We start from the raw sequence: 16,383 nt of genomic DNA, 5'->3' as shown, positions 1-16,383 counted from the left end.
TAAAAATTGCCGTTATAATAGACATTAAATCATTTAAAAGCTTATTTCACTTTTTCTTCTTCATAGTCACCGTTGCTACAAACGACTTGTTTGCCACCGCCACGGACTTTCTTCTCAACTAAGTAATGACCACATTTTGGACAATCCCGGCCGATTGGCTTGTCCCAAGAAGTAAATTCACAGTCTGGGTAGCGATTACAGCCATAGAAGATACGGTTGCGCTTGGTTTTACGCTCGATGATTTGTCCCTGGTGACAGTTTGGACACTCCACCCCGATTTCTTTGACAATGGCTTGAGTATGACGACAATCTGGGAAATTACTACAAGCATAGAACTTACCAAAACGTCCTAATTTAATCACCATCGGGCTGCCACAGACTTCACAATCAAAACCAGCTGGTTCGTCTTTGATTTGGATTTTTTCCATCTCTTCTTCAGCCTTGGCGACTTCTTTAGAGAATGGTTTGTAGAAGGCATCAATGACTTTTTGCCACTCTTCTTTACCGAGTTCGACATCATCGAGTTTCCCTTCCATCTCCGCTGTGAAGGTCACATTAACGATATCTGGGAAAAATTCAACAATCAGTTTATTAACGATCTCCCCTAATTCCGTTGGTTCAAAGCGTTTAGCTACCAGCTTCACATAATAGCGTTTTTGAATAGTCTCAATCGTCGGAGCATAGGTTGAAGGGCGACCTACTCCATTTTCCTCCAACGTCTTAATCAAGGTCGCTTCAGAATAACGGGCCGGTGGTTGGGTAAAGTGTTGCTCAGGCTTGCTATTGACCTGCTTGACGATATCGCCTTCTACCATGTCCGGCAACATCTTGTTTTTGTCTGAATCATTATAAATCGCCAAATAACCGTCAAACTTTACCTGACTCCCATTCGCTGTATATTGAACCCCATTTTGACCTAAACGGACATTCATAGTATCAAAGACAGCTGCCGTCATCTGGCTAGCGACAAAACGGTTCCAAATCAGGGTGTAGAGTTTTAATTGGTCTTTGTCCAAGTATTTAGCAATGCTCTCAGGAGTATTGAAGACGCTAGACGGACGAATCGCTTCGTGGGCATCTTGGGCACCAGAAGCATTCTTCACACGGCTTCCATGCTTAGAATATTTCTCACCGAAGCGATCCACGATAAAGTTAGCTGCCTCATTTTGCGCAACCGGACTGATCCGAGTGGAGTCGGTACGCATATAGGTAATCAAACCTTGAACACCAGAGCCAATATTGATTCCTTCGTACAATTGCTGAGCGACCATCATGGTCTTGCGTGTACGGAAGTTGATCTTATTGGCTGCATCCATCTGCATAGAAGAGGTGGTGTAAGGAAGTGGTGCATTCCGACGACGTTCTTTCTTTTCAACTTTTTCAACGGTAAAATCTTTGCCATCTAAGCGTTCAAGAACTGCTTTCACCTCTTCATTGGTGTTGAGCTTCATCTTCTTGCCATCAATCCCATAGAAGCTAGCTTGGAATTGCTTAGTCCCTTTTTTAAAGACACCATCAATGGTCCAGTATTCTTCCGGCTTGAAATCATTTATCTCATTTTCACGATCAATGATTAATTTGAGGGCAACTGATTGCACGCGCCCTGCAGAAAGTCCTTTTTTAACCTTTTTCCAAAGAATAGGCGAAATGGAATACCCTACAATCCGGTCCAAGACACGACGGGCTTGTTGGGCATCGACCAAGTCCATATCGATTTGGCGCGGTTCTTTAAAGGCATTTTTGACTGCATCCTTGGTGATTTCGTTAAAGACCACGCGGTTCTTTTCCTTGGCATCCAAGTTCAAAATATGCGCTAAATGCCAAGAAATAGCTTCTCCTTCTCGGTCCGGGTCACTTGCGAGAAAGACTTGTTTGGCTTTTTTAGCTTCTTTTTTCAAATCATTGATCAAGGGACCTTTTCCGCGAATATTGATATACTCCGGTTCATAGTTATTGTCGAAGTCAATAGACATCGTAGATTTTTTCAGATCCCGAATATGGCCAACACTAGCCATGACTTTGTAGTTACGACCAAGGTATTTTTCGATTGTTTTCGCCTTAGCAGGAGACTCCACAATCACCAAATTTTTCTTGGTTGTGCTGCTTTTCTTTTTTGTTACCACGTTTTATCCCTCTGTATTGTATAAATCTCATTGAGTTTAATACATTTTAAGAAAGATGTCAACTAGGAACTTCTCCTATAGGAAAATCACAATTCGTATTTCAATTCATCAAGAATGTCCTGACCTGATGTGACAAGCTTTGCGCCTTCTTGAATCAAGTGATGGCAGCCTGCAGATTTACCATCTAAAATATTTCCTGGAATAGCAAAAACGTCTCGGCCTTCTTCCATAGCACGCTCACAAGTAATCAAACTACCTGAACGGAGTCGAGCCTCTGCCACAATCACAGCCTGACAGAGGCCTGCAATGATGCGATTTCTCTCAGGAAAATGAAACTTCAGTGGTGCCTGCCCTGGACCATACTCGCTCAAGATCAGATGGTGTTCTCCCATATGCGCTTGCAGCCTTTGATTGCTCTTTGGATAAAAGACATCTAGCCCTGTTCCAATCACTCCGATGGTCTTACCACCATTTCGTATACTGGCATAATGAGCTGTCGCATCAATTCCCTTAGCAAGTCCACTAACAATGACCAGTTCATTTCCAAGTTCCTTAATTATCTTCTCTACAGAACGAACCCCTTCTCGCGTGGTCTCTCGAGCTCCAACAACTGCAATCTTCGGTTTGCTTAACAGTTGCAAATCCCCTTGGTAAAAAAGGAGTACAGGAGGATTGTAGATCTGTAGCAATTCCTCAGGGTATTCAGGATCAAAAATGGATAGAGATGGGAACCGTTCAAACTCCTTGTGTAAATGGTCTTCATCCAGTTGCCGGTATTTGTCTACAAAATGAATAATACTGCGACAGCGAGCGATCCTTGCTATCTCTTCTAAGCTTGGTAAGACTTGCTCTTTCCTACAGTAGTCCAAGACTCTCAAGACTTGCTCATTTGATAAATCGGCTTCTTTTAATTTAAAGATTTCAAATTTCTCCATGGTCACCTTCTACTTCCTCTCACTTATTTATTCGAAAAAGAAAAGAAAAAAGCTCTATTTCTAGAACTTTTTTTGATATGTCGAAGAATAAAAGTAAGATGCGGCACCAATCAAGTTGCTTTCATTATGGAAGCGAGCCGCTTGGATGGGCAAGGCCTCAAATTGTTTATGCCCTTTTTGAGAGAGCAGGTCATGGTATTGTCGACTGATCTCATCGATCAGTAGTGGTTGACTACTAATGCCCCCTCCAATCGTCACCCTCTCAAGCAAGAGCAAAGATTGAAGATTAAAAATCAGAATAGCAATATCATGGCAATACTCCTGAAACAAGGATGTCAGCTCCTCATGGCCTCCTTGATCAAGAGCTTTGAAAACAGCTAGACCATCTGCCTTTTCTAAGTTCAAGATGTGACTAGCCTTCTCAACGAATTGAACAGCTGAACCGGTGTTTTCCAAAAGATTGGAAATGCCTTGCAAAAAGAGTTCGCGATGAAAGCGGCGATTTTCTGGTGTTCTTTCTGCCTTATCAATAGACCGAATGTATTCTGTCAGTTGCCAACCTTTCAATAGGTCACCGTTAGAAAGAAGAGCAAGGCCAACTCCTGTCCCTAACACCAAGGTCGCACCGCAAGGACAATCTTTTAGGTTACCAAGCCTTGCTTCCGCTAGACCAGCGGCTTCTCCATCATTGAGAACAGTGACTGGCACTTGAAATGTTTGTTGCAATCTACTAGCTAGAGGAATTCCGCGTAAATATGGGATGAGACCACCTCGAAAGACAAAGCCAAGGCTCTTTTGGATCTCACCTGGGCAAGAAATGGCGATCCCCTCGATTTCTTCCCGTACAGAAGCAACGATTTCTTCTAATCCTTGCCAAAACTCTTCAATCGTGGGTGGTGTTGGGATCTTGTCTGTATGAACCAATTGATAGTCCGCATCCATCAGACCATACTTTATAAAGGTTCCTCCGATATCGATGGTAAATAGCATAGCCTAATCCTCACACATTGATTTGATAGGTTCAAATGAACGCCGATGAATAGGTGTCACTCCCAGCTTGTCGAGGCCAGCCAGATGCTTAGCCGTCCCATAGCCAGCGTTCTGAGCAAAATCATAACCTGGATATTCTCGATCAAACTCTTCCATCATCTGATCCCGAGTAACCTTAGCTACGATGGATGCTGCAGCAATGGATAAGGAGTTGGCATCCCCTTTGATGATACTAGTTTGGGGAATCGGAAGATCTAACTTCATGGCATCAATCAAAAGATGCTGGGGTTGAGGCTCTAGCTGACCAATAGCTTCCATCATGGCTAGCTTCGTAGCTTCATAGATATTAACCTGATCAATCACTTGATTGTCCTTGACGCCGATTCCGATCGAAATGGCATTTTGGAGCACAGCCTCATAGATTTCCTTGTGTTTGGATTTTGGAATCTTTTTACTATCGTTGAGTCCTGGAATCTTACAAGCTTTCGGCAAGATCACGGCAGCTGCAACAACTGGACCCGCTAATGGGCCGCGTCCCACTTCATCCACACCTGCAATAAGATCAATCCCTTGAGCATAAAGTTCTTTCTCATAGGCTAGCATTTTTTCCAAACGCAAGTCTTCATCCACTTGTTTTTGGAGTTCGCGTTTTCGTTTGCTGATAGCCGCTTGAACGCCTGCTCGACCATCAAGAATCAACTCTTCAAATAAGGGATGATCTAGCTCGTCAATCATTGCTAAACGCTCTTTAACTTCTTTAATCGTTGGCATCTATTTCACCTACACGATCAAGGGTATACCGTCCCAATTTTCCATCGCGGACGTCTTTAACAAAGAGTTGGTAAAAACGGTCGTAATCTTCACGAAATCCTAATTTCTGGGTCATTTCCATAATGATTTCAGGAGCTTCTTGTTCCAGATCCATTTGTTTAAAACGCTCTTGCAAAACTGCTGGGTAGTGCTCTTTAAAATAGTTAAGGCCAAAGATGGTCACTTCATCCATTGGAAGCAACTGATCCTTTATCGCTCCTGTTAAGGCGAGCTTTAAAGCCACTTCTTTATCTTCAAACTTGGGCCAGAGAATCCCTGGAGTATCCAAGATTTCAAGGTCTTTATTGGTTTTCAACCATTGTTGCCCCTTGGTTACCCCTGGTTTATTTCCAACGACTGCAATCTTTTTCCCCGCCAAGCGGTTCATCAGAGTTGATTTCCCGGCATTAGGAATCCCGATGATCATGGTCCGAAGGGTTTCAATCTGAATCCCCCGTTCCTTTTGACGGGCAATTTTATCGGCCATCAAACTCTTAGCAGCATCTGTGACCTTCTTTACCGTAGATTGCTCTTTGGAGTTGATAGCCAAGGTTTTGATCCCTTGAGACTCAAAATAGTCCTGCCATTCTTTTGTTGCCACAGGATCTGCCAAGTCTACCTTGTTTAAAATCATTAATTTGGGCTTATAACCAACTATTTTTGTTAACATAGGATTTTGGCTTGATAGGGGCAAACGAGCATCTACCAAAACCGTCACAAAATCCACGAATTTTAAATTTTCTTGTACTTGTCTTCTAGCTTTGGACATGTGTCCAGGAAACCATTGAATAGTTGCCATGTTCTCCATTCCTTTCCAGTTCAATCTCTTCTATTATACCATGTTTTCTTGAATTCTCAGCCTTAAACGAGAATACAAAAAATGAAGCTACCTAGGTAACTTCATTTTTCTTCTATTCTGTCCAATTTATCAACGATTTCAATTGATCGTCCATTGTATAGGTATAGGTGTCGATATTTCTAGTAAAGTAGTTCTTCAAGTCATTTTCATCAGACATGCTTTGGAAATCGTACTTCTTAGCATTTTTCTCAAAGGTTTGAATGGTTTTTCCAGGTTTTTTATGAACGTTGGCTTTTCCATGGTTTTCGACCTGTTCAATAACCGCTATCTTGGAAATGACAAAATAACTTGTTTTTGATTTACCATAAGATGTATCGGTAATAGAGTATACATAGACCAATTGCGGGATTTTGGAATCAAATGTACCTCCCCAATCAACTCCATCTTTGATTGCCGCAAAAGCCATCCCTTCAAATTTTGGAAGGTCTTTATAATTACGGTCAGCTGCATAGGCCTTTGCTGCATCCTCTACATTCTTAGAGATGGCTTCTTGTGTATCCTCATCCACTTTTGACAAGGAAGTCACATAAGCCCCTTCCTCAAAATCAGCTAAAGTGACCTTGTATTTTTTGCTATCTTTTCCTTTCTCAACAGTTTTACCATCTGCTTTTAATGCATTTTTACCACTTTCATTGAGACGAATTTCGATTTCGTCACCAACTGCAATAGGATCATTACTTGATACTTCTTTACCGTTCAGATAATAATCAAATGGGAAGCCATAGTTAGCGGTTGCTTTTGCAACAATTTCTAGGTCTTTTCCTTCAAATTGAGACGGTTTTGATAAACTTCCATTTGGAGAAATGCCCTTGATCTTTGGATAAAAACCCTTAAAGGGGTCAAAACCTACAAGCGGGATAAGATCCGCCTCCTGAGTTACAGATGTCCCGGTAAAGTGAAGGCCAGGTATCATGTCTTCAAGATCGCTTTTATCGTAAAGTAATTTGACCGTAATTTTATCGTGATTGTTTAGGTTTTTCCGTTCTTTTACATCGATCAGTTCATCGCCTTTATAAACACTAAATTTTACTTTTGAAACTAGCTGATCGATATTGTAGTTTGAACTCTCGGTATTCAAGCCTTCTGCTTCTATCTTTTTCTTGATATCCCGATCTAAATTTTCCTTGTTCAAACTAGGCGACTTCTCGGCAAAATAGCCTTCACCATCAGTCCCTTCAATATCCAGCTTCACATAGTCCTCTAAATTAATGGTGTCACTGCTACTACGGTTTAATAAGAAATAACCTGCAACAGTAATGACAGCAAGAAGGACAAAAATCCCTGCTAAAATTCCTTTCATATTTCTTTTTGGTTTTTTAGGTGCTGGGGCTTGAGTTGGACTTGGACTTGGCCCTAATTGCACTGTCTTTGGTTGAAAAGCAACAGCTTTTGGTTCAGCTTGGGCAGCTACTTGAACTTTAGCTCCACATTTAGAACAAAAGGCATCACCAGCATTGATAGGTGCCTGGCAATTGGTACAGTTTTTCATAAATCATCTCCTTATTTTTATCGAGCGTCCTTACGGACAGAAGTCAATACGAGGGAAGTTGCGACTATAAATAGAACTGCAAAAGCAAGCAAGACTCCCCAATTTCCAAGAATCGCAAGTAGATCATAAGCATAGGTTCCTACCCCATCTTTTTGATAAACTTGCCAGTCAGTATGACCTTGGGAGGGGACCATATTGTTCATGTTTGCAATCCGAAAGAAGGCCGTCGTTCCCCATCTCGTAATGGTCGCGTGTGAGATCCACACTAAAAATGGAATTTTTTCATCCAAGGATTGGAGAAAATTTGAAAACAGCAATTGAACCATCAATACAAGTGGCATGGCTGTCATCGCTTGGGATGATTTTTTTACAAAAGCTGAAATCAATAAGGCCAACATATCTGAAGTAAAGATCACCAAAAACAAAGTGATCCCAAAAAGGAATATCTGGCTACTGTTTCCTTGGATACGCGGATAGCGCACAACAATGGTTCCAATCATTAAGATCGCTTCCGCGAAACAAAGCACCAACTCTGTTAGCACGCGCGCCGTCACATAAGAAGGCAAGGACAAGCCTTTAATTTGGTACTCAAACTTGATGACTTTACGCTCGTTACAAATACTGGTCACTGAATTAAAGAGACCAATCCAGAGTGCTGCAGAAATAAACATAATGGAAGAAGTTCTCGTAATATGGTATTTATCAAAAACTTCATTGGCATTAAAAGCGATCGAAATGATGAAAGGAAGAAGAATCGCTTCTAAGACAAAAAACAGAGATTTTTTGTTAAGAAGGAGTCGAAGGAATTTTCTAAAATAGATCGAGACTTGCTTCTTATCCAGCATGGCCACCTCTCCTTTCATTTTCAAACCATTGAACATATTGGTCAACAAGAGTTGCATTTTCAGCACCTGAAATTTTATGGACGATTTCTTCTAAACTCTGAGCAGCAAAAACTTTCAGGGCATTGTCTACGGAGCCAAAGTAACATAGTCTACCACAGCCTTCCGAACTCTTTCCGACCACCATGACCTTGTTAAAGAGATGACAAATACGATCAGGCGTATGCGTGATGACACATAAGATTTTTCCTTCATCTGTAATCTCTCTCAAAGTGGTCATGACCTCCATAACCATGCTTCCATCGACACCGGAATCCGGCTCATCCATAAAGAGGATTTCGGGGCGCGTGATGTATTCCATAGCTATCGTGAGTTTTTTCTTTTGTCCGCCAGATAGAGAAGAACACTTGGATCCTTTGACAGATTCCAAATCCAGCTTTTTCAGAACAGATAGCACTTCTTCTTTGCGAAGTTCAGAATTGTCTGCTAATTCGGATGGCCCGTAGAGCTTTGCTGCATCTTCGAGATTCTTATAGACCGTGTCTTCCATGCGGTAATGCTCATCAGGAGATTGAGGTGCCAGGGTGATGACCCCTTGTTTCTTCCCATCATTTAACAGATCTACGCCATTAAAATAAGCACTGGTATTTGAATGAACAAGTCCTGTCACTGCTTCCATAAAGGTTGATTTTCCAGCACCAGAACCACCCAGAATTAAGATCATTTCCTTGGGTTTAAATTCCACCTGAATATCCTTGAGGATGGTCTTACGATTTAAGAGATTTCCGACTGTTACATCTTGAATAGCAATCGTTAGTGATGAATGAGAAAAGTCCTGGCGCTCCCTCGGTGAAACAGATGGATCAGCAGTTGCTGCCTGAAGATCTTGGTAAATAATCTGTTCTCCCAGTTGGACAACCAACTGATTCGATAAGACTGCACAATCAATCCTAGCAAGCGAGGACAGATCCATCAGAAAAGCATCTTTTGTAATGGTCTTCCATTCTAGAGATTGCATTTCAACAATAATGAATTTTGAGCGAAAAACATGACCGTCGGCGTCACAAAGATGGATAATGGAACGGTGATTTAATAAAACTTGTTGATTTTTCGGATAGGTGACACCATCCACCTCGATCATTCCAGACAAACATTCCAGAAACCATTGACCGTTTAGAAAATGGAAAACAGCTTTAGAGGGGGACTGAAAATCATCAGCCAGATGCAAATCTGCCTGGCTTTCTTGAGAGATACCATCAACGCTCAATCCATCAAAAAGTGGAATAGCTGTAAAATCCTGATTGAGATAGGTATAGATGGTTGGGTTTTGCATACATGTAAACCTTTCGAAATAAACTAATTGGCTAGACAGTCAAAACCACCCTATAAGGGTGGTTCAAACACGATGGCTCTACCTAGCGAGCACTACTCTAGCTTAGCGAATTTGCTCAAAATGCAAATGCACAGCGATGTGGTCTCCATAGCCACTCCGTTCCAAATCACGTTGCAAGCGATAAGAAATATAGTGTTCAGCAATGGTAATATAACCAGCACCAAGTAAGCGGTGCTCAACCATTGACTGGATCATGCTGATCGTCGCACGTTCCACTTTAGCTTCTTCCAAATCCATGGCAACTTTCTTGGTCACTTGCGCCAAGTTTTGGCGAAGATCATCCGTCAAGACATAAACTGTTTGTGCTGCCTTCAAAACAGCTTGATAGATTTTATCTGGGTCAAATTCTACAACTTCACCACTACGTTTAATGACTTCCATCTTATTCTCCTTGATTATCAATATACTTCTATTATCTTAATAAATAGGGGATTTGTCAAGAATCTAAGACATTAATAATCCGGACGAAGAACTCCCGTAATGATCTCTTTGGTTGCATGATAATCCCCATCTACTACAACCTTGATGATCCGCTTCGCTTCTTCTGCAGGTGCTGGCACCAATGGCAAACGGGTTGGCCCTGCTTCAAAGCCCATATAGTTTAAGACGGCTTTGACAGGAGCTGGACTCGGATATGAGAAGAGAGCGTTGACTTTAGGGATAAATTGACGTTGGATAGCCGCAGCCTTTTTAATATCGTTGTGTTCAATGGCTTGAAACATCTCATGCATTTCATCTCCATTTGTATGAGAAGCTACTGAGATCACTCCATCAGCCCCAAGATTCATCGCATGGAAAGCATCTCCATCTTCCCCTGTATAGACGAGAAATTCTTCTGGCTTGTGTTCAATCAAATAGGCCATATTAGCAAGGGTTGTACACTCTTTTACCCCAATGATATTTGGGTGTTCCGCCAAACGAAGCATGGTTTCAGGCGTCATTTCCACAACCACGCGCCCAGGAATATTGTAGATAATAATCGGAAGATTAGATGCATCCGCAATCGCTTTAAAGTGTTGATACATGCCTTCTTGAGATGGTTTGTTGTAGTAAGGAACGATAGCCAATCCTGCCGCAAAGCCACCAAAAGCATCCACTTCTTTAACAAACTCAATCGAGTCGCGGGTTTCATTGGTTCCGACACCAGCGATCAAAGGCACTCGACCATTGACAATCTTTTGAACGGCCGCAAAGAGTTGCAATTCCTCATCGTGGGTCAGAGTTGGACTTTCTGCAGTCGTTCCAGCTAAGAGAATCCCGTCTGTATGATGTGCCAAAAGGTGCTCAATCAAGTCAGGAAGAGCGTCAAAATTAATGCTTCCATCTTCATGGAAGGGGGTGATAAATGCAGTAATGATTTTACAATCTTTTAAATCTTGATAAGACATAGAAAAACCTTTCTCTATATAAGAAAGAGGCTGGGGCTTGCTTGCCTTTGCCTCATGATCTGTTCATAAAACAAGTTGATTTGTTAGTTAGCTACGGAAGAAATCAAACTCTTCGAATTACTGATTTCTGTTTTTCTCCCTATTTCAACTCAAACTTCAATTCAGCTGTTGGACGTACGAGTCCACGTTCGTGAAGAGTTTCTGCGATTTGGACTGAGTTCCAAGCAGCTCCTTTAAGGAGGTTATCTGAAACCACCCACATGTGGATCCCTTTTTCAGCATCCAAGTCTTTACGAATCCGTCCAACGAAGGTATCGCGTGAACCGACCGCATTAACCGCTTGAGGGTAGACTTGATGAGCAACATCGTCTTCAAGGACTGCACCTGGGAATTCTGCAATAGCAGCTTTCACTTCGTCAATTGGTGCCACTTCTTTTGTTTCAATGTAGACTGACTCTGAGTGAGCTGACAAGACTGGAATCCGCACACAAGTTGCTGAAACGGCAATGCTATCATCTTCCATGATTTTCTTGGTTTCATTTGTCATCTTCATTTCTTCGTATGTATAGTCATTTTCTGTGAAGACGTCGATTTGTGGAAGAGCGTTAAAAGCAATTGGATAGTGTTTCTTATCTCCACCTGAAGGCAAGATTTCAGCTTTGACATCACGTGGATTAACGCCATCGTTTAAGACTTCCTTCAACTCACGTTGAGTTTCAAGAATAGCTCCCATACCAGCACCTGAAACAGCTTGGTAAGTAGACACGATAATACGTTCCAAGCCCCATTTTTGACGGACTGGCTCAAGAGCGACCATCATTTGGATCGTTGAACAGTTTGGACAAGAGATAATGCCGTTATGAGCATCAAGCGCATGTGCATTCACTTCAGGAACAACCAATGGGACATCCGGATTTTGACGGAAATAAGAAGTGTTATCCACCACTACTGCGCCTGCTTTCACAGCGTATGGTGCATATTTAGCAGATGTTGAACCGCCAGCCGAGAAAAGGGCAATATCAACGCCTTCGAAGGCATCTTCTGTCGTTTCTTCAATAGTCACATCTTGACCCTTGAATTGCAAGACCTTCCCTGCAGAACGTGCAGAGGCAAGGTAGCGAATTTTATCGATTGGAAGTGTTGATTCTTCCAACATTTTGATCATTTGAGCACCAACGGCACCTGTAGCACCGACAACAGCAACTGTGTATCCCATAGTAAATCCTCTTTCAAAATTTTCTAAAAATTGAGTATTTGTACTATTATACAATTTTTTGGCATAAATGAAAAGTACCAACAGTAGGAAAAAATCCTGATAACAAGACCAGGACTTTTGATGGTTATTAATCATAAATAGCTTTTTAGTTAAGATCATAGTTCAAATCACTTAAATCTTTCTTACCTTGTGTTTCTTCAGTAAGAAATGGAACTTGATGGATCCCCTTTACACCTGCTACGATAGACGCCGGAAATGAAACAATTTCTTGATTGATGTGGCTAATATTACTGTTGACAATTCGCTTCGCTGCAGCAAGATCTTCATTTTCATCAGCAATTTCCTTTTGCAAGGCCAAGAATTGGTTAGAAGACAAGAGCTCTGGATAGTTTTCACCCACTGCACGAATTTGTGCCAAGACATCGTTTTGATTGGTTATGACTTGGTTGGATTCTTGAATGCTCGCTCCTTGGCGTAAAGCAACTAAATCGGTAAAAAGGTCTTGTTCATGTTTTGCATAAGCTTTCGCTACTTTTAGCATTTCCGAAATGGTATCATAGCGTTTTACGAGGACGATATCGACCGTTCTCTTTGATTCTTCAATGGTCACAAGATAACGATTGAGACGATTTCCTACACTAATAAACCAAATAGCCAATAGGCCAACAAATATGATTAAGCCGATAATGAGATTCATGATGTTTCTCCTTCAAAAATTGCTGTTATTTCTTTAATTAAATCCAGTTCTTTGCATAATTTATGATATTCAGATACCAAGGATAGCTGATCAATATCTTCCGGTTTTTGGGGAGTCGGAAAGATATAGCGATCGGTATACAAAGAAATAAATAGTTTCTTATCTTTCAAAAATACACACATGGCATTTTGAGAAATTTGTCGATCAAACCATTCCAACATCTTAGGGGTGAGAAATTTACGGGCAGACAGTTCATCTGTACAGTAGATATTGTAATTCTCGTTATTGCGAATATCCTCGGTTTCAATCTGAACTTCATCTCCTCTAGCTCCAGGATAAACCCCATTCACCTCCCTCTTAAATAGAAAGGATTTCTTGGTTGGCACAACCCGAAGATGACCGGAGAAATTGATCGGTAGACATAAAGAGAACACTTGTCCAAGGAAATCTGTAACTTCCACATGTTCCGTCCTCGTATGTCCATTGGACGTCCGGTAACGAGTCTCCGTATGATGGGCATAGAGATTTGAAACCGTTAGCTCTTTGTCATCATGAAACGATAGTTCTTTGAAACATAGAAAATCAGTCGACCGAGGACATAAATGCGAGAGAGCTTCAGAAGGGATGGAACCGTCCTCTTTGATCGAAGCATTAGGAAAAACTTCCTTTAATACAGGCGACAGGATATCATCAAGATAGATCTCATCGTTCGATCGAATTCGATCCCCAAACAAGGCTTTTCGTTTTTTATATTGTGGCCAATAATACAAACCAGCAACTAAAAGGATGAACGGAACAGCTGCAAAGCGCAATAAGATGAGAGACAGTATGGCGCAAATAATACCAAAAGATCGCAAAACATTCCACTGAAGATTGTTCTTCATCTGTTCTCGGATCAATCCGATGGCATCCTGAAATTGTTTGGAGGTTTCAAGCTCTTCAATTTTATGCGAATAGTCTGTAGATGCTGGATCATTAGAATGATAGAAATCTCCCAATCAACTCAACTCCTTTCTGACATTAGGCACTTTACTATATTATAACACCAACGTAACTTTGTAGCAATTGTATTATAATAGTTTTCAATTCTTTGAAGAAACAAAAAAATCCTGATCCGAAGATCAGGATTCGAGGCACCTTTCAGTGAGAGCAGCCGGTTCACACAACTACTCAAGGTCCGCTCCTGCGTTACAATTGAATGTAGACCTCCTCAGCGCAAAAGGCTCCTAAGAGCCAATCGACTCATCGCATGAAACTAGTTTATCATGAACATCCACAAACTGTCAAGAAGGTAGGTACTTGCTTCCTTCCCGAATGCTTAAAGGTGACAATTGATCTCGATAGCGGTCGATAAAGGCCCCTACCCAATCCGGATTAACCTTGGAATAACTGCGTAAACTCCAGCCGATTGCCTTATTTATAAAGAATTCGCTTTGACCTAGATTATTGAGGATCACTTTTTCTAACAAATCCGTATCTGTTTTTTCTTTCCTCATAAGCTGGTGATCAATGGCAATCCGCCTCAACCAAAAGTCCTGATCCCTACTCCAATCCAGCATAACCTGTTTGGTTTCTGGATATGTGAAAGTAATCTCTCCGATGATGCGGTCCAACTGATCAATACTATCCCACCAGGACTTGGTTTGAGCCAATTCCTTTAGCTTTGGAAAATCTTCAGGTATAAGCTCCTTCTTCTTTTTATCCAGATAATCCATAGCAATATATTGGAACTCACGGTAGGGTTGCTGCCAACACTCTTCCACAAAAGCCCAATCAATTGGATCCTTTATGAAAAGCTTAAAAAAATCTCTTTCAATCTTTTTGAGAATTGGTTTTTGAACCCCAAGAAAGCTGAATTTATTTTTCATATAAGCTTCCATTGCTGGGACTTTCGCTGGATCAACTTGGTCTTCTAACAATTTCAAAAGAATTTTTGTATCCATATGATGCCTCCTTTTTTACATCAAAGGTCCAATCAAAGAAAAGAGATAGCCACCCAGACGATGAGTTATAGGCATTTTAGACAAGCTATCCAGAGTAACTTCCTCTGAGAGAGCCTGGGTTTTCTCAAAATCTTGTTCAATCTTAATCACTTCCAGATTTTTGTAGAGATAAACCCCATCTTCAAAATTTTGATAGAGACTTCGGTAGTCTGTATTAATGGTTCCTACCACCGCTTGTTGGCTATCAGAAACATAAACCTTAGCATGGACAAAGCCTGGGGTATAACGGAAAATACGGACGCCAGCATCCAAGAGGGCTTTAAAATAGGTCGTCGCAATATCAAAGGCATACTGTTTATCTGGAATCCCTGGCATAATGATACGAACATCCACACCTCGTCTGGCCGCAAATGTCATGGCTCGAACCAATTCGTCATCCAAGATCAAATAAGGGGTCATGATGTGAACATAATCGGTCGATGTATTCAGTAAATGAAGATAAACATCCTCAGCCACTTTGTGATAGGTCAATGGTGAATTGCCATAAGGGAGTACAAAGCCCTGACTCTTTCTTTGTTGAGGTTTTTCTTGTAGATAGCGCTCCATATCCGCTTTGTCTTCTATTCCGGTCACTGTCCACATGGTCAAAAAGAGAGCTTTTAGCGTTTGAACTGCTGAACCATCTAATCGAAGGGCCGTATCCTTCCAATGACCAAAGCGTTCTCGTTTATTGACATACTCATCAGCGATATTAACGCCACCAGTATAAGCAACTTGACCATCAATCACTGTAATCTTTCGATGGTCTCGGTAATTGTAATAGGTTGATAGAATAGGCTTGACTGGTGAGAAGGCCTGAGCATTAATCCCAACCTTGTGCAGTCGCTCGATATAATCATAGGACAAGGTAGTCATCTCATTCATCCCATCAAACATGACACGAACATCCAGACCTGCCTTGGCCTTCTCCTCCAAAATGGCTAAAATCTCGCCCCACATGATCCCTTCGTCAATGATGAAATATTCTATGAAGATATAACGCTCGGCCTTTTTCAAATCCTCCAACAAGGCTGGAAGCATGTCATCTCCAAGTGGAAAATAGGTAACCTCTGTGTTGCTGTAGATAGGAAACTGGGCTGAACTATGCTCCAAAAAATAAGCTAATTTCTGTAATTGGCGATCACTTTGGGATAAATAATCAGCAACTTCTGGATCGGTGCTTAGATAATCGGATGCCTGCACTGTAGCATCCTCAAGCCGCTTCTTCAAGCGTCTCACACCCAAATCAGCTAACGAAAAGTAAAGCAGAGCCGTCCCAAAAATTGGAAAGAGGGCAATGATAATCACCCAGGACAGTTTGGAACGAGAATCCATGGAACGATTGAGCAAGTAAAAGAAGGTAAAGACACTCAACAAGTGTTCCCATAAGATAATGGATGGGAAATGCTCTTGTAGACTGAGATATGAAAAGACAAGAAAGGCCAATTCCAGTAAGAAGAACAGAAGAATGGGAACCTTTCGGTTAAGTAGAATTTTGGCCCATCTGGAGGGCTTTTGAGGTAACAGCCTAGCACTTTGTTCTTCAGTCATAAAGGCTCCTTTCATGTAGGGGAGACCATCACAACTTTCCGGTCTCTTTCAGTAATTTTATTAGTATCATTTTAGCCTATGAAAAAGTCAGGGATAATTAACTATTGC

The 16,383-nt window shown here is 41.4% G+C and carries 15 protein-coding genes; all 15 read right to left on the bottom strand.

The features are described 5' to 3' along the window. Nucleotides 1-41: 41 nt before the first annotated feature. Nucleotides 42-2,123, bottom strand: coding sequence for a type I DNA topoisomerase (topA, locus tag O3626_RS02000; RefSeq protein WP_031573190.1), 2,082 nt, complete (start codon nt 2,121-2,123; stop codon nt 42-44). A gap of 86 nt (nt 2,124-2,209) precedes the next feature. Further along, entirely contained in the window at nt 2,210-3,058 is an 849-nt protein-coding gene (gene dprA / locus O3626_RS01995) for a DNA-processing protein DprA (RefSeq protein WP_371494946.1), read from the bottom strand. 60 nt (nt 3,059-3,118) lie between these two features. Beyond that, on the bottom strand, nt 3,119-4,048 hold the full coding sequence (locus O3626_RS01990; RefSeq protein WP_371494944.1) for an ROK family protein: 930 nt from the start codon (nt 4,046-4,048) through the stop codon (nt 3,119-3,121). A 3-nt stretch (nt 4,049-4,051) separates the two neighbouring features. After that, nucleotides 4,052-4,819 carry a ribonuclease HII gene (locus tag O3626_RS01985; RefSeq protein WP_371494942.1) on the bottom strand — a complete coding sequence of 256 codons (768 nt, stop codon included), beginning with the start codon at nt 4,817-4,819 and terminating at the stop codon, nt 4,052-4,054. Continuing rightward, the gene (gene ylqF / locus O3626_RS01980; protein ID WP_371494940.1) at nt 4,806-5,657 is read right to left on the bottom strand and encodes a ribosome biogenesis GTPase YlqF; all 852 of its coding nucleotides are present in this window, start codon (nt 5,655-5,657) and stop codon (nt 4,806-4,808) included. Before ylqF ends, O3626_RS01985 begins: the two co-directional genes overlap by 14 nt. Nucleotides 5,658-5,769: 112 nt before the next feature. Then, on the bottom strand, nt 5,770-7,206 hold the full coding sequence (locus O3626_RS01975; RefSeq protein WP_371494938.1) for a zinc-ribbon domain-containing protein: 1,437 nt from the start codon (nt 7,204-7,206) through the stop codon (nt 5,770-5,772). 17 nt (nt 7,207-7,223) lie between these two features. After that, nucleotides 7,224-8,051 (bottom strand): ABC transporter permease, encoded by an 828-nt coding sequence (locus O3626_RS01970; protein WP_371494936.1) that lies wholly within the window; start codon nt 8,049-8,051, stop codon nt 7,224-7,226. After that, nucleotides 8,041-9,381, bottom strand: coding sequence for an ATP-binding cassette domain-containing protein (locus O3626_RS01965; protein WP_371494934.1), 1,341 nt, complete (start codon nt 9,379-9,381; stop codon nt 8,041-8,043). The genes O3626_RS01970 and O3626_RS01965 overlap by 11 nt, the downstream gene beginning before the upstream one ends. Before the next feature lie 102 nt (nt 9,382-9,483). After that, nucleotides 9,484-9,822: an ATP cone domain-containing protein gene (locus tag O3626_RS01960; RefSeq protein ID WP_070594830.1), complete on the bottom strand. Its 339-nt coding sequence runs from the start codon at nt 9,820-9,822 to the stop codon at nt 9,484-9,486. 71 nt (nt 9,823-9,893) lie between these two features. After that, nucleotides 9,894-10,829: a 4-hydroxy-tetrahydrodipicolinate synthase gene (gene dapA, locus O3626_RS01955; protein WP_021153238.1), complete on the bottom strand. Its 936-nt coding sequence runs from the start codon at nt 10,827-10,829 to the stop codon at nt 9,894-9,896. Between the two features lie 139 nt (nt 10,830-10,968). Continuing rightward, nucleotides 10,969-12,045: an aspartate-semialdehyde dehydrogenase gene (locus O3626_RS01950; protein ID WP_371494932.1), complete on the bottom strand. Its 1,077-nt coding sequence runs from the start codon at nt 12,043-12,045 to the stop codon at nt 10,969-10,971. Between the two features lie 145 nt (nt 12,046-12,190). Further along, nucleotides 12,191-12,742, bottom strand: coding sequence for a LemA family protein (locus O3626_RS01945; protein ID WP_134974377.1), 552 nt, complete (start codon nt 12,740-12,742; stop codon nt 12,191-12,193). Further along, nucleotides 12,739-13,740, bottom strand: a complete 1,002-nt coding sequence (locus tag O3626_RS01940) for a DUF3137 domain-containing protein (protein ID WP_371494929.1) — start codon at nt 13,738-13,740, stop codon at nt 12,739-12,741. The genes O3626_RS01945 and O3626_RS01940 overlap by 4 nt, the downstream gene beginning before the upstream one ends. A gap of 285 nt (nt 13,741-14,025) precedes the next feature. Further along, nucleotides 14,026-14,685 carry a DNA alkylation repair protein gene (locus O3626_RS01935; protein ID WP_371494927.1) on the bottom strand — a complete coding sequence of 220 codons (660 nt, stop codon included), beginning with the start codon at nt 14,683-14,685 and terminating at the stop codon, nt 14,026-14,028. A gap of 15 nt (nt 14,686-14,700) precedes the next feature. Beyond that, nucleotides 14,701-16,275 carry a cardiolipin synthase gene (gene cls, locus O3626_RS01930; protein WP_371494925.1) on the bottom strand — a complete coding sequence of 525 codons (1,575 nt, stop codon included), beginning with the start codon at nt 16,273-16,275 and terminating at the stop codon, nt 14,701-14,703. Nucleotides 16,276-16,383 lie beyond the last annotated feature (108 nt).

Source organism: Streptococcus sp. 20925_1_77 (assembly GCF_041432125.1).
Classification (GTDB): domain Bacteria; phylum Bacillota; class Bacilli; order Lactobacillales; family Streptococcaceae; genus Streptococcus.
This window is presented reverse-complemented; position numbering and strand designations above follow the sequence as displayed.

Excerpts from the sequence above, each read along its gene's own strand:
- ylqF (WP_371494940.1), bottom strand. The coding sequence starts at position 5,657 with ATGGCAACTATTCAATGGTTTCCTGGACACATGTCCAAAGCTAGAAGA.
- O3626_RS01965 (WP_371494934.1), bottom strand. The coding sequence starts at position 9,381 with ATGCAAAACCCAACCATCTATACCTATCTCAATCAGGATTTTACAGCT.
- O3626_RS01935 (WP_371494927.1), bottom strand. The coding sequence starts at position 14,685 with ATGGATACAAAAATTCTTTTGAAATTGTTAGAAGACCAAGTTGATCCA.
- dapA (WP_021153238.1), bottom strand. The coding sequence starts at position 10,829 with ATGTCTTATCAAGATTTAAAAGATTGTAAAATCATTACTGCATTTATC.
- O3626_RS01975 (WP_371494938.1), bottom strand. The coding sequence starts at position 7,206 with ATGAAAAACTGTACCAATTGCCAGGCACCTATCAATGCTGGTGATGCC.
- O3626_RS01985 (WP_371494942.1), bottom strand. The coding sequence starts at position 4,819 with ATGCCAACGATTAAAGAAGTTAAAGAGCGTTTAGCAATGATTGACGAG.
- O3626_RS01960 (WP_070594830.1), bottom strand. The coding sequence starts at position 9,822 with ATGGAAGTCATTAAACGTAGTGGTGAAGTTGTAGAATTTGACCCAGAT.
- cls (WP_371494925.1), bottom strand. The coding sequence starts at position 16,275 with ATGACTGAAGAACAAAGTGCTAGGCTGTTACCTCAAAAGCCCTCCAGA.
- dprA (WP_371494946.1), bottom strand. The coding sequence starts at position 3,058 with ATGGAGAAATTTGAAATCTTTAAATTAAAAGAAGCCGATTTATCAAAT.
- O3626_RS01970 (WP_371494936.1), bottom strand. The coding sequence starts at position 8,051 with ATGCTGGATAAGAAGCAAGTCTCGATCTATTTTAGAAAATTCCTTCGA.
- O3626_RS01990 (WP_371494944.1), bottom strand. The coding sequence starts at position 4,048 with ATGCTATTTACCATCGATATCGGAGGAACCTTTATAAAGTATGGTCTG.
- O3626_RS01945 (WP_134974377.1), bottom strand. The coding sequence starts at position 12,742 with ATGAATCTCATTATCGGCTTAATCATATTTGTTGGCCTATTGGCTATT.
- O3626_RS01950 (WP_371494932.1), bottom strand. The coding sequence starts at position 12,045 with ATGGGATACACAGTTGCTGTTGTCGGTGCTACAGGTGCCGTTGGTGCT.